This window comes from Pseudomonas marincola (genome assembly GCF_900116605.1).
Lineage (GTDB): Bacteria > Pseudomonadota > Gammaproteobacteria > Pseudomonadales > Pseudomonadaceae > Aquipseudomonas > Aquipseudomonas marincola.
Genome location: NZ_FPBC01000011.1, coordinates 1 through 12,568 on the forward strand (window position 1 = coordinate 1; position 12,568 = coordinate 12,568).

Annotated in this window: 14 protein-coding genes; 3 read left to right on the top strand and 11 right to left on the bottom strand. The window is 55.0% G+C overall.

The annotated features are described in order from the left end of the window. The coding region (locus tag BM395_RS16710; RefSeq protein WP_141124104.1) for a transposase at nt 1–207 on the top strand (207 nt) is incomplete at its 5' end. Between the two features lie 1,005 nt (nt 208–1,212). Here the strand turns inward: BM395_RS16710 and BM395_RS16715 are convergent. From BM395_RS16715 to BM395_RS16730, 4 genes are all read right to left on the bottom strand, one after another. Further along, entirely contained in the window at nt 1,213–1,572 is a 360-nt protein-coding gene (locus BM395_RS16715; protein WP_069901277.1) for a DUF6616 family protein, read from the bottom strand. 4 nt (nt 1,573–1,576) lie between these two features. Next, nucleotides 1,577–2,206: an MSMEG_1061 family FMN-dependent PPOX-type flavoprotein gene (locus tag BM395_RS16720; RefSeq protein ID WP_090513934.1), complete on the bottom strand. Its 630-nt coding sequence runs from the start codon at nt 2,204–2,206 to the stop codon at nt 1,577–1,579. A 115-nt stretch (nt 2,207–2,321) separates the two neighbouring features. Beyond that, the gene (locus BM395_RS16725) at nt 2,322–3,428 is read right to left on the bottom strand and encodes a class II histone deacetylase (RefSeq protein ID WP_090513937.1); all 1,107 of its coding nucleotides are present in this window, start codon (nt 3,426–3,428) and stop codon (nt 2,322–2,324) included. 165 nt (nt 3,429–3,593) lie between these two features. Next, entirely contained in the window at nt 3,594–4,091 is a 498-nt protein-coding gene (locus BM395_RS16730) for a hypothetical protein (protein WP_090513940.1), read from the bottom strand. 265 nt (nt 4,092–4,356) lie between these two features. Between BM395_RS16730 and BM395_RS16735 the strand changes: the two genes are divergently transcribed. Beyond that, nucleotides 4,357–5,172, top strand: coding sequence for an AraC family transcriptional regulator (locus tag BM395_RS16735; protein ID WP_141124105.1), 816 nt, complete (start codon nt 4,357–4,359; stop codon nt 5,170–5,172). A gap of 154 nt (nt 5,173–5,326) precedes the next feature. After that, nucleotides 5,327–6,745 (top strand): arylsulfatase, encoded by a 1,419-nt coding sequence (locus BM395_RS16740; protein WP_090513946.1) that lies wholly within the window; start codon nt 5,327–5,329, stop codon nt 6,743–6,745. A 129-nt stretch (nt 6,746–6,874) separates the two neighbouring features. Here the strand turns inward: BM395_RS16740 and BM395_RS16745 are convergent, their stop codons facing one another. From BM395_RS16745 to BM395_RS16775, 7 genes are all read right to left on the bottom strand, one after another. Continuing rightward, nucleotides 6,875–7,837, bottom strand: coding sequence for a SphA family protein (locus BM395_RS16745; protein WP_141124106.1), 963 nt, complete (start codon nt 7,835–7,837; stop codon nt 6,875–6,877). A 489-nt stretch (nt 7,838–8,326) separates the two neighbouring features. Then, nucleotides 8,327–8,947 carry a c-type cytochrome gene (locus BM395_RS16750; protein ID WP_090513952.1) on the bottom strand — a complete coding sequence of 207 codons (621 nt, stop codon included), beginning with the start codon at nt 8,945–8,947 and terminating at the stop codon, nt 8,327–8,329. A gap of 4 nt (nt 8,948–8,951) precedes the next feature. Then, nucleotides 8,952–9,419: a c-type cytochrome gene (locus tag BM395_RS16755; RefSeq protein WP_244529000.1), complete on the bottom strand. Its 468-nt coding sequence runs from the start codon at nt 9,417–9,419 to the stop codon at nt 8,952–8,954. Further along, the gene (locus BM395_RS16760; RefSeq protein ID WP_425287637.1) at nt 9,406–9,924 is read right to left on the bottom strand and encodes a methylamine dehydrogenase light chain; all 519 of its coding nucleotides are present in this window, start codon (nt 9,922–9,924) and stop codon (nt 9,406–9,408) included. The genes BM395_RS16755 and BM395_RS16760 overlap by 14 nt, the downstream gene beginning before the upstream one ends. An 8-nt stretch (nt 9,925–9,932) precedes the next feature. Further along, complete coding sequence (gene mauD / locus BM395_RS16765) at nt 9,933–10,562, bottom strand: methylamine dehydrogenase accessory protein MauD (RefSeq protein ID WP_090513958.1); 630 nt, start codon at nt 10,560–10,562, stop codon at nt 9,933–9,935. Continuing rightward, nucleotides 10,559–11,122 carry a MauE/DoxX family redox-associated membrane protein gene (locus BM395_RS16770; protein WP_069901269.1) on the bottom strand — a complete coding sequence of 188 codons (564 nt, stop codon included), beginning with the start codon at nt 11,120–11,122 and terminating at the stop codon, nt 10,559–10,561. The genes mauD and BM395_RS16770 overlap by 4 nt, the downstream gene beginning before the upstream one ends. After that, entirely contained in the window at nt 11,116–12,336 is a 1,221-nt protein-coding gene (locus BM395_RS16775) for an amine dehydrogenase large subunit (RefSeq protein WP_090513961.1), read from the bottom strand. The genes BM395_RS16770 and BM395_RS16775 overlap by 7 nt, the downstream gene beginning before the upstream one ends. Nucleotides 12,337–12,568: the final 232 nt, after the last annotated feature.

Consider the following 12,568-nt stretch of genomic DNA (forward strand, 5'->3'; position numbering starts at 1 on the left):
AAGCGCAGGATCGAGAAAGCCAAGGCCCAGGTGCGTGCAAAGGTCGAGCATCCGTTCCGGGTGATCAAGCGCCAGTTCGGTTATGTGAAAACGCGCTTCCGTGGCCTGGCGAAGAACACCGCACAACTGGTGACTCTGTTCGCGCTGTCGAATCTGTGGATGGCACGCCGACATTTGCTGGCGAATGCAGGAGAGGTGCGCCTGTAATGTTGGAAATGGCAGCTGCGAGGTTATCGCGGCGGCCAGAAACACCCAAATGAGCGGGTGATCTGATCGTTTTTGATCGATTTGCCGCTTTTAAAATCAGCAGAGGGTGAAGTCAGCCAGAAATGCATGGCTACTTCAGACCATCCCTAGCGACGACATTAACAAAAATTTGAAACACCTGGATTGGATCTTAGGCGCCATTTGGTCTCTCCCACCATTTAAAAATGTTAAAGCATGAAAAAAGCTAAGCCTGCAGTGCCTGCATCGCAAGATTCAGTAACCTTGAAGACTAGCCTACAAAACATGCCGGTCAACTGATCTGAGACATGTAGTTAGATTTCTTGATGTTGCGAAAAGAGCGAACTCAGCGCTTATTTGATAGGCCGCTAACTAAGTTAATTTGCTGCATCAGAAGCGGGCCACTAGCGTGCTTTGCACGATGATTTTCAAAGTAATAGAGCGGCGTTAAAACACTCGGTACTCGTCCCATAAAAACAGCCGCCTCATTGAGAGACTGAAGGTGCCTACGCCAGTGATTACGGGGGCTACGTAGAAGGTTGCCATTTCTGGTGTCAGAGCTTGCCGGCACTATTGGCCGCCCGTTTCGACCGACCCGATAAGACGCTGCACTGAGCACTCCGATACGGACAGTTAGCTGTATACAGCTCCTGCTTAAAATCAAAAATGCATAAGAATTTTGCCGGTTCAGAGCTGTGTGGTTACGCACTGAACGACTTCGATTTTCAGACGCGGACTACAAAGAGGTCGAGCGTACTTTGGCGGCCATCTTCCGCGTGACCCTCACGACCAAAACAAAAGCAACCGAACTATTGGTTGGAACTTAAAGTAATCGCCACTCCTGTAAAACCGCTAGGTTGGAGTGGCGAGATCTTAAATTGCCGTCAAAGCAGACAAGCCCTTCTTTGCCCGTCATAAATTCGTAATAAGCGGTGCAATGCGAACTACGAAAACCTGTGACTGTAGTCAGACATCTTCATCCGAAATTTATTCGGCATTGAGCTGCAAAAGCTTGGCGTAAACCTTGTGCGGCTGCGCTTCATTCATGCCTTGCAGGCTGGCACTGATGTTGGTCGAATCGAAGTAGTGATACCAATCCGATTGCGCCACCGCCTTTTCCAACTCTATGATCCCTTCTGCTGTTTGCATGGCGAATACGCCGATGAAGGTATTCGACGGGGTCTTGGGTACGCGCGAATCAACCGCGCTCCAGCCAAGCACAACCATCCCAAGCGCGCGGGCGCTGTTGATGGGCGTATCAAGGGTGCGCAAGTAGTCGAGTTGCTGCTCTGCAGACAGCGCGAGCCAGTTTTTATTGGGCTGCCAGATAATCGCTAGTATATGCATACGCTTACAGATTCTCCCGGTAATCCTGATCCACCAGCGCATCAATATCGCGCTGCATGGCGGCATCTCCGCCCATTTTTGCAGCCAATATTTCTCCGAAAGACACCCGAAAAGGCTTAGGCCAGGTCTCGGCTTGCCACAAACTCGAGCGCTTGAATGCTTTGGCGCAGTGGAAAAAGCACTTATCCACACTCATGCGGATTGCCAAATGGGCGGGCCGGCCAACCGATGCAAAACGCTCTAAAACCTCAGGGTGATCATGAACGGTCACCTTGCCGCTGACCCGTAAGGTTTCTTCTGTGCCAGGGATGACGAATAACAAAGCGGCCCGCGGATTACTCAGCACGTTTTTCAAGCCCATTATCAACTTGTTGCCGGTGCGATCCGGAAGCCACAAGGTGGTTTCATTCTCAACCCAGACAAAACCAGGTCCGTCGCCCTTTGGCGACACTTCAGGAAAGCCATCGGCGTCGCAGGTGGCTAGCATCACGAAAGGAGACTGGCCGATGAAGGCAATCGCCTTCTCATCCAGGCTCGCACCAATTTTCTTCAGAATCGCCGGATGTGGTTCACCGCCAACACGCGCTTGCAGCGTGTCGACGTCCGTAACTAAATGCGCAGTGGAATCGATCATTTGCTGCTTCCATCTCTATGCGTTTCGGGTTCAAGGCGATAGCACCGCTGAATTACATTTCCCTGCCGAATTTGGCAGGGAAATGCACTGGGAGTATGGCCAGACTTACCGCTGTTCAGGTTTGCGGCAGTGCTTCCAGCAGCTTTTCTGCCTTGGCAATCAGCGCCTCCTGATGCGGCTGCAACTCCTGACCGCCCAGACTCGCAAACACCTCCTGGAAAGGATCGACCAAACCTGTGTCGACACCAGCCAGCGTTTCAATCACGGCGTGAGCGAAGAACGGCACAGTCGGCGCGCTATACCCACCCTCATGGCACATGACGATTCGACTCTGGCAATGCTGGTCTGCAAAACTCATCAGCTTGCGCGTGAGTGTTCTGTAGCCCTCGCTGGTCATCATCTGCCGACCCAGCGGGTCGTAGGAGCCGGCGTCAAAACCTGATGCAACAATCACCAATTCAGGTTGGTATTTTTCCAGCGCCGGAATTACCACCCGATCCCAGGTGGTCTCGTAAGCGCCCACGCCAGAACCTGGCGGCAGCGGCACGTTGATGTTGAAACCGGCGCCCGCGCCTTCACCATTTTCTTCCATGAAACCTGAATCCGAAGGGAAGCAGCGGTCCTGGTGCAGAGAAATCGTCAACACCCGTGGATCATCGTAGAAGGCGGCTTGCGTGCCATTACCGTGATGAACATCCCAGTCGACAATGGCGATACGTTTCAACCCGCGCCGCTCGATCGCGTGGCGCGCGGCAATGGCTGCATTACTGAACAAACAAAAGCCCATCGCCAAGTCCGGCATTGCGTGATGGCCTGGCGGACGTACCAGCGCATAGGCGTTGGTAACCCGGGCATCGAGCACCGCATCGAGTGCTTCAATAACGCCCCCTGCAGACAACATGGCAATTTCAAAACTGCCACGCCCCATTGGCGCATAGGCCCCTGCTTCAACGCCCAGATACTCATTGAGGCTGCGGATATGCTCTAGATGGCCGGGTGTGTGAACGCGAAGAATCTCTTCATCGGTTGCCGCACGCGGGGCGATTGGCGTGAGTTTGCCGAGCAATCCCGTCACTTCCATCAAGTTACGGATTCTGCGTTTTGTCGCCGGGTTTTCAACATGCTCGTAGGGCTCGACAGGATTGCCGAACGGCATTACACCGGCCAAATTACCTGTGTTATGCCACAAGTAAAGCTCATGCGATACAAAACCAGTTGCCATGCGCTTTTGCCTCCATTGGAATAACTTTATTGTTTTAATTGCATGCGAATCTAACGCTATACAGGAACGAACTCCTGAAGCGTTAAACGACTAGCCATATTGTTACGCGGTTTATTGAAGCTTAATCACTTGAGTAATTTCGCTTCAACTTCTTGCTGAATATGACTATTCGAATCTGGGTAATGGATGACTGAGTAACTGAACAATCGGTTCAGCAGGGTTATCGACGCCCCGTACAACGTTTTCCATAACTTTTAATATACGTCGCTCATGCTCAGCCATGAAACGAGCGACTTCAGCAGCCTGTTTATTCTGTGAAGGGTCGACCAGGGTCTCGAGCATTTCGTAACGGGGAAGATACTGGCTGGCAATCAGATTCTGCAGGGCTTCGAATCTGTCTTTCCACGGCAGTTGATTGAGATCATCACTGGCCGCCTGACCTGTGGCATAGCCCTGCGCGGCGTCGTTGACAGGCAGTTCATACTGGTAAAGCACAGGTCGCATGATGGCTTTGGCTTCGGTTTCAAACTGGAGTAGCGAGGCAACGATATAGCGCTGCTCACGGTTCTCTACCACGCCTAGCATATTGTCGAAGGCAGATTCTCCGACGACTTCGCCTTGATAAACTTCCGCCAGACAGCTTTTGAAATCCTGCAATTGCATGCTGTTTCCTTTTTATTATGATGCCGTACACAAACTTACAGCTAGGCTATCTAACCGCTACACAATCAAGCCACACTATACAAACACCCAACGAACTTTCAGCCATTTTCACTTAAACTGGCTGAAAATTTTCCCGAGCTTTTCAAATTGCTTGCACGCGCACAGCAATAGAATAATTGTGCTGACTAATTGCCTTCTCTTAGTGGAGCCTTTACTGTTCTCTCAGTGACGTGACTTCAGTATGTGAATCCTTTGGGTGCTCGAATTGAATAAACTGGCATCAACGGGCCAATCCCGATTTAAGCTTTATATTTGGAAGCAACACATGCTGGTGTTGGGGCCTGACTTCGAGAGCCATTTGCACAGCCATCATGCCGTGCAGCTGGCAATCGGCCTGGAGGGCGATTTGCGCATGCGCAGTACATCAGCACAGCCCTGGAGCGCCTCCAGCGCATTCTTGGTACCGCCGAATGTGCCCCACGAGTTCGACGCACAAGGTTCGACCTGCGCCTTGTTTTATCTTTTCCCCGGCGGCAAGGCTTATACAGGGCTGCAGAAGCTGCACGGCAACAGTGCAATTGAAGCCTTATCGATTTCACCCGAGATCATGCAGGCGCTAAGAAAAATTTCAGCCAGTGATTCGCGCGAACAAGCGCTGGCAGATCAGGTGTGCAGCCTGCTCTTTGAGAGCCCGGCTACAGCCACCCAAACACCGCAGGACCCTCGCTTCGAAGCTGTATTGGGCTGGATCAACCGACATTTGGACCAACCGATAAAACTCGCCGAATTAGCCTCGGCGGTCGGCATATCGGAAAGCTGGATCTCGCACCGATTTCGTCAATATGAAGGGGTCACGCTGCGCCGCTATGTACTCTGCAATCGGCTCAGAAACGCGCTGCATGAAGCGCTAAAAGGTTACTCGCTCACCGATGCCGCTCACCGCGCGGGGTTCTCGGATTCGGCCCATTTCACACGAACGTTCCGCGATGCTTACGGTATTTGCCCCTCCTTTGTACTTTCCAGATCAGAGCCCTGCCAAGTGTTCTGGTTGAATGATGAAAGCCACACTACTAATGGTTAAAACTGCAATGCTCCATGAGCTTCGCCGAGGAAAAACTGCACATCGCTCCTATACTTCGTAAGCACCACAACCCGCGTTTTCGCCAGCGCCTAGCGCAGGCGACGCCATCCGCCAACAGAAAGACAACCCAAGGGCAGCAACAGGAATTGCACTTATGAAGATGACCCGCACAGCACTCATCATTGCCTTGGCAATGCCGTTTTCACTGGTATCAACCGGCATTGCCGCTCAAACGAGCAAACCCAACATTGTCTTCATCCTCACGGACAACCTCGGTTACGGGGAAGTTGGCGCCTATGGCGGCGGAATCACCCGGGGCGCACCTACACCGCGCATCGACTCTCTGGCAGAGGAAGGATCGCGCTACCTGAATTTCAATATGGAAACCCAATGCACGCCGAGTCGCTCAAGTTTGATGACGGGGCGCTGGGCCATTCGTTCAGGCACCCATTCAGTGCCGTTCGGGGGCGTCACTGATGGTTTGACCCGCTGGGAAGTGACAATCGGCGAGGCGTTATCCGATGCAGGTTATGCCACCGGCTATTACGGCAAGTGGCACTTGGGCAGCAAGGATGGACGCTTGCCTAACGATCAGGGGTTTGATGAATGGTATGGGATTCCCCGCACCACGGATGAAGCGCTTTGGCCAAGTGCCTCGGGCTGGTCTGCCGACATCATGCCACCCGAGCAGATCATGGAAGGTAAAAAAGGCGAGAAAAGCCGTGAGCTGGGCGCCTACGATGTGGTCCAGCGCCGCAAGATCGACGCAGAAATCACGCGGCGCACCGTGAGCTTCATCGAGAAACAGGCAAAAGCCGACAAACAGTTTTTTGCTTACGTCGCATTAACCCAACCGCACCTGCCAACAGAGCCGAATCCTGAGTTCAAGGGCAAGACAGGCAATGGCGACTGGGCCGACATGCTGGCCGAGATGGACGCGCATGTCGGGGATATTCTCGACTCCATAGACAAGGCGGGCGTTAAGGACAACACCATTGTGGTTTTCACCAGTGACAATGGCCCTGAGTACATTCGCCCTTGGGATGGCTGGGCCGGGCCTTGGCGCGGGCAGTACTTTACCGCGCTGGAAGGCGGTATCCGTGTGCCGTTCATGATCCGCTGGCCGAACAAGATTCCAGCCAAGCGGGTAAGCAATGAGATCCTCCACGGCGTCGACATGTTCGCCACACTGGCAACCTTCGGCGGCGCCAAAGTGCCAACCGACCGCCCTTTCGACAGCCATGACCAATCGGATTTCATTCTGGGTAAAAGCGAGAAGTCGGCACGCGAAGGTTTCCCCATCTGGTGTGCCGACCGACTGCAGGCCGTGAAATGGCGCAACTGGAAATTGCACTTCTACCGTCAGGACAACATGTTCGACCCACCCGTGAAAAACCCGGTGCCGACGATCTTCAACCTGTACACCGACCCGCGTGAAGAGAAGCCCACGGTCGATACGTGGGTGGTTGGTCCTGTGCTTAAAATCGTTGGCGAGTATCAGGAAAGCCTGAAGCAATCCCCATTGATCCCGATGGGCACACCTGCCCCTTACAAGCCAGGCGCTTCGCTTTAACGCTTAGCAAGGGCATGTGGCTGAATGCTTCAGGCGTTCAGCCACATGCCCGGACGGATTGTCGCTACCTGCCCGGCGCAGGCAATGTGCCGGGCTCAGCGCTTATGCTTGACGTAGATCCTGCGAATTTCACAAGTCGATGGCTATCGACAGCATGTACAGGTTGCCATCAAAACGGTCTGTGCTCGTCGTATCAAAGTACGCCTTGCCGATCACGGAGAGTGTTCGCGTGCCGACCGCCTGATTCCAGATAACCGCTGGGCCAAATCCCGCACCCTCGGCCTGGATTGATGACGCATCGACAGGCCCTTGGAGTGGCCCGTCGTCACTGTCGAGCTGTTTGTAGTAATAACCCACGATGCCCAACCCAAAGCTCTCAGAAAGATACTGGGCGGCTAGTGCGTCCAGGTGAAACTCGGTGCCGGTTTTGTAATCGGTGTCGGAGTTGCGGTCGTTGAACATCACACCAGTGGTCATCGAGAACTCGTGACCGGCATCGGCATCAAACCATGTGTAACTCCCTGACACGTCGAGCGCCCAATAATTGCGCCCGGCATTTAAAGCTTCGTCTTCATCGTATTTGCCGGTCGGGATGTATAGCGCTGGAGCAAAGGTAAAGTTGTGCTCGCCATTAACCCAGTTCAGCATCAGCGGACTCACGTAAATGTCACCAATGCCCTGCTCGTCGCCACTGGCTGAGGCCGAGCCTTGCGCTGTCGAGAGATCACCACTTGCCTTGATGTTGGCAAAATAAGGCACCAGCACCGCAGAGCCGATCCGCGCGCCCCACAACGTGGTATCCGACAACCAAACCAGTTGCAGGTTATTGAGCCACATCTGCTGGTCCAGCTTGGCAGATACCTTACCGCCACGGGCGTGCGCGCCAACATCGGCGTCGTAATAGGCCAGGTCGTTGCGCAAGTAAACGCCAGCATCACCCCACACCGCCGCCTGGAAATCACCGTAAGTGCCCTGCAGGTAATCGCTGCTTGCGCCCTCACCGGCGAATGCGGACTCGACCAGCATTAATGAGAACACGCTGCCTAAAGCCGCGCGGGAGATTATCTGTGCACCTATCGAGCGTTTGATCACAATGACATCCTCTTGTTAGGCACTACTGCGTTTGGGCTGGCTGAAAACGGGCCGTCTTGCAAACGTCACATAAAGCGCATCGGCTCGCACCTGAAGATGTTAGCTCGTCATAAAATTTGCCGAAAAATTAGCAGTAAGTTGGGGCCAGCGCGGCGGCCCAATGTGCGCAGTTATTGCGACGACGATCGCTAATCCTTCGAGCATAGACAACTTGCAGAGCGAGCCAGAAAAGCCTCTGTAAATTGACTTATTACCCGTTCGGCGAGGCACAGGCTGCATAGCCGCCAGCAGGTGAAGATGGGCGCATCAAGAATTAGCAGCAGGCTCTCAACGCAAAAAGGCTGCCCAGTAACCTGAGCAGCCTTTCATCGTAGCCAACAGTTAATCCAGCAGCAGACTTATAGGCCATCGGTTAGCGCATTTTTTGGTCAGGCGTGCCACTCAGCTCGGTTGAGTTGAGCGCACGTAGTTACCCTACTTCTCGCCTGATCAGTCCGCCGGCAAAGTGGCAATGTAATCAATGATCGCCTGGCGATCTGCTTTCTCACCGACCTGCAACGCAACGCCGCGCATCCACAGCCCGAGTTGGTCAGCATGGCCATCACCGCCGCGAACCCCTTCAATATAGTGTGTCAGCTGACGGTCAATATAAGCGCCATCGAGGATGTTCAGCCTCGGCGTTTTTAACTGTGCAAAGCCTTCTCCACGTGGCCCGTGACAGGCAGCACATGTTCCTTGAAAGAGCGCCTCGCCGCGCGCCACATCCGCACCACCGGCAGATTTTTCAGCGTCGATTTTTACCCCGGCGTAATAGCTCGCCAATTGCTCGAAGGCCGCGTCATCAAGCCCGGCAACGATGGCGCGCATCTGCGCGCCATAACTGTCTTGAGCGTCATAACCGCGCTTACCTGCCTTGAAGCTGCGTAACTGATGCAGCAAATAGTCGGCCTGCTGCCCAGCCAGACGCGGCGTTCCCAGTGCTGCATTGCCTTGCCCTTGATCACCGTGACACGCTGCGCAGGTCGCTGCCTGCGCAGGCGGGCTATCCGCCGCCTGAGCAACGCCAGACACTGCCAGAAGGAGCAGGCCAACACTGATAATTCTCTTCATTGATTCAGATTCCCGTGCGCTTTTGTGCTTCTTGTTGTTCGATACGATCCAGCAGTCCCTGCCGAACACCGCCGACATCAACCGGCGGTGACTGGCGCCACTCATGCAGCTCAGCGCCCGTGTATGGTTTGAAATCTGCTGGCAACTCATTCGGGCTGAAGGTTTCCAGCATCCAGTTAAGAACGCCGGCCAAGCCATCATCGGAAAGGCCCGACAAAGCCGAACCTGGCACCTGAACCAGATACTCACGCCCGCCCGGCACCCAGAGAAACTTGCCAAGCTGGCCCGGGAACGCCGGCACTTGCCGCTCGGGGTTGCCACTGCCGTCTGGCAGGTGGCAGCCCTGACAATTGATCATGTAATCGAATTGGCGCTGCTCAGTTGCCCACAATGCTGAGGCAGCGCTCAGCAGCAGCCCGGCAACAGCGGCCGTTACGACTGAACGCCGCGCCGTAAAACTATTCTTTAACACCGATCACGACCGACAACGAACAGTGATAAGGCATATCTGCATGGCTACCGGAGCACCAGTTGATGTCGTTCGAGCTTTGCGGGCGATAAAGAGGAGCATCGCCCTCATCACGCTGACAAACGCAGCGACCACAACTGCTCTTGCCGCAGCAGTCGTTGTAGGAAATCACGTAGTCTTTGCCGTCTGTAGGGTTGCGGCAGGTCCCGATCCAGGTGATGTCCGAGCGCACGGTTCCGGGCGGGCAACTGTTTACCGAGCCCCCGCAACAGCCACACAGAAAACCGTCGATGGCGCAGTAACGCCAGTAGTCGCAGCTGTTCGGGTCGCCCTCTTCCACCAAGGCGCTATTGCCTTGGGCGAAGGCGCTGCTGCGAAACACGGGCAGCAAGGTGGCCGCGCTGGCGCCGACCAGCATGGTGCCCAAGCCACCGAGAAAACCGCGCCGTGAGGTGGCGCGAGCTGTGCGCCGGGTAAACATCTCGGTCGCCTCATCAAACCATTTGATCGCCATGCTTAATGCACCTTCTTATATTGAGCGTGTTCACCCACGCTCTGTGCGGCTTGGTATGCCTGTACCGAAGCGAACCCGAGTTGCTGAGCTTCAAACAAGCTCTCCAGATGTTCGCGTGTGTTGATCAAGCCGTGAGTCACAACGGTTCCGGCCGCGTCGATCAACACGCCGTACGGCAGCTTGCTGATCTGGTAAGCCAGACCGACTTCCTGCGACAACAAATAAGGGAACGCGTCCAGACGGTGCGCGGCGATAAAGGCTTGATGCGAAGGCTCGTCGCCGTCACTGGCCAGAATCACGCGCAACTTGGCACCTTCCTGCTCACGAACCGACTTGAGAACCGGCAACAGTGTCTTGCAGACCGGACAGGTATCCGACAGGAAAAACAACAAGGTCGATTGGCCATGCGCATTGGCACCACCGAAACTGACAGCTCCGCCGGTGAGGCTCGGCAACGAAAAGCTCGGCGCAGACTCACCCGCCTTGATCGACTTACCCAGCGAGAGCGCGCCCACGGGTTTGATCCGCTCGTGCAGCAGGCCAACCTGACGGGCCAGCGCCAGACAGGCAATCAGCACAACAATATTGAACACCCAGGAAAGGATGGATGAGATCAGCAGCGCGTCATTCATGACAGTTCTCGCAAAGAAATTCGATTGGAGATCAATAAATTGGCCAGCAGGTAAACCATCACGGCACTCAGCAGGGCAAACAAACCGGTAACGGCGTCGAACCAAACCCACGGTCGATCAAGCATGGGCAGCGTCAGATTTGCCGCCACCAGCACCAACAGCACATTTCGCCATGCCAGCGCCATGCTTGGCGGTTGGGGTTTGGAGCCAAAATGACAACCGCAATCTTCGATGGCTGCTCCGCGCTTCGCGCTGACCGCCAGCACCAGCGCATACAGCGCAAGCAGACACACCACCGGCCAAGCCGCTACAGGCAACCACGGGCTCACCAGCACAGCAGCTGCCGCCAGTAGCTCCAGGCCGGGCAGTAAATACTGCAACAGGGCGCGCGCCCCGCCGGGCAGCGAGAAACCCATCGCCTGCGCGTAATTGCTCAACACATTGGCAAATGCATCCGGGTTGCGCAGCTTGTGCCAGCCTGCCGATGCCATGAGCGCAGCCAGTGCCAGGGCGCTGATCAAATGCACCACGGGGTCGTGCAGATACGCGCCGATTACCACGGCATCACCATGTTCAGGAAACCGAGGGGAATATCACCGATAGAACGCAGGTGTTCGCCGCTGTCCGCGTCGTAGAGGTTAATCGCCTGACGCAGCAACGGCATCAGCGCTTCTTCGCCCTCAGTCAGATAAATCCATGTGGTGAACACGCTGGACATTGGCACGACCCAATCGAGGCTATACAAGCGCGGCTGATCGCCTTGGCTTACGCCAATCGCCGTGCTCTGCTCATTGAGTTCAATGCGCGCCACACGCTCCTGAGTGCTGACATCGTAAACCCACACTTCGGTGCCAGGCTCTTGGTAAGCCTCTGGCGGACCTTGATGCATCAGCACGTAAAAACGACCACTCTTCTCGTGCAACGCAGTGCCGTGGTTACCCGCAACGCTCCAGCCGTCAGCCCGCTCTTCATCGCTGACCAAGGACCACTGCTTGGTGGTTTCAAGGCCTTGCGGCGTCATTTTAAGGGCGTAGGCGTTGTTCTTTTGCGAGATGAAATACCAGGTGTCACCCATGCGTGAAGCGGTGGTGAGCAGCAAATCTTTGAGCGGATCGAAGGCCGGTTCGGTGCGTTCCTGCTTGCTGACATGGCCTTGCTCATCGAGCGTGAGGTGCAAGAAGCCGCCATTGCCGCAAATCGAGTAGAAATCTCGCGGGCCGGCCGGGTAAATAGACGCACAACCTGGAGTTGCGACTTCTTCGACGAACCGGTTGTTCTCAAGGTCAACGATGCTGATCGACTGTGCGGGGGTGAAATTCAGCACGGCGAGAAAACGGTCATCATCAGACAACACGCTCAAGCCCGTGGAGATCAGAGCAGAGATGCGCTTGGCCGGGATTTCGATTTCACGCTTGGGGCTCAGTGTTTTGGCATCGTAGACGGTGACTACGTCTGTGCGCTTACCGCGCACACCACGACTGAAATAAATTTCGGTGGCGTACAGCTCGTCACGCGTGCGCGCAGCAATAACGCCGTTGGTCCAGGTGCCGGTGTTGAGCATACCGAGGCTTTTGCCGTCATCGTTGAACAGATAGGCACGGCCATCGGTCATCATTGGCGCGTTGCTGCCCCAAATCCAGAACCAGTTCTGCCCACGGTGATCACCCAGCACTTCGACGCTCGCCTGTTCAGGTTCGAACTGCGCCGCAACAGGTAATGCCACGGTAATCAATGACAGACCGCAGAGCATGTATCGGAGTGTACGCTTGAGCATATTGAGGTATCCGCCAGCTTCAGTAAGGCTTATAAAAATTATTTAAAAATCAGTGTACGGATGTTCAAGCTTCAACAGCTTGACACCAGATGACAGTCCACTTGCCATCTGGCGTCATTGTCTGAAGCGCCGTACTTTGGATAAATCCGCCTGCCCGGGCGCCCGTAACATGCCGCTGTTCGCAACAGGCTCCATGCAAAACTAAAGCACCGACGAAGCCTTCCGTCGAGTG

Excerpts from the sequence above, each read along its gene's own strand:
- BM395_RS16720 (WP_090513934.1), bottom strand. The coding sequence starts at position 2,206 with ATGATCGATTCCACTGCGCATTTAGTTACGGACGTCGACACGCTGCAA.
- BM395_RS16775 (WP_090513961.1), bottom strand. The coding sequence starts at position 12,336 with ATGCTCAAGCGTACACTCCGATACATGCTCTGCGGTCTGTCATTGATT.
- mauD (WP_090513958.1), bottom strand. The coding sequence starts at position 10,562 with ATGAATGACGCGCTGCTGATCTCATCCATCCTTTCCTGGGTGTTCAAT.
- BM395_RS16740 (WP_090513946.1), top strand. The coding sequence starts at position 5,327 with ATGAAGATGACCCGCACAGCACTCATCATTGCCTTGGCAATGCCGTTT.
- BM395_RS16725 (WP_090513937.1), bottom strand. The coding sequence starts at position 3,428 with ATGGCAACTGGTTTTGTATCGCATGAGCTTTACTTGTGGCATAACACA.
- BM395_RS16750 (WP_090513952.1), bottom strand. The coding sequence starts at position 8,947 with ATGAAGAGAATTATCAGTGTTGGCCTGCTCCTTCTGGCAGTGTCTGGC.
- BM395_RS16715 (WP_069901277.1), bottom strand. The coding sequence starts at position 1,572 with ATGCATATACTAGCGATTATCTGGCAGCCCAATAAAAACTGGCTCGCG.
- BM395_RS16730 (WP_090513940.1), bottom strand. The coding sequence starts at position 4,091 with ATGCAATTGCAGGATTTCAAAAGCTGTCTGGCGGAAGTTTATCAAGGC.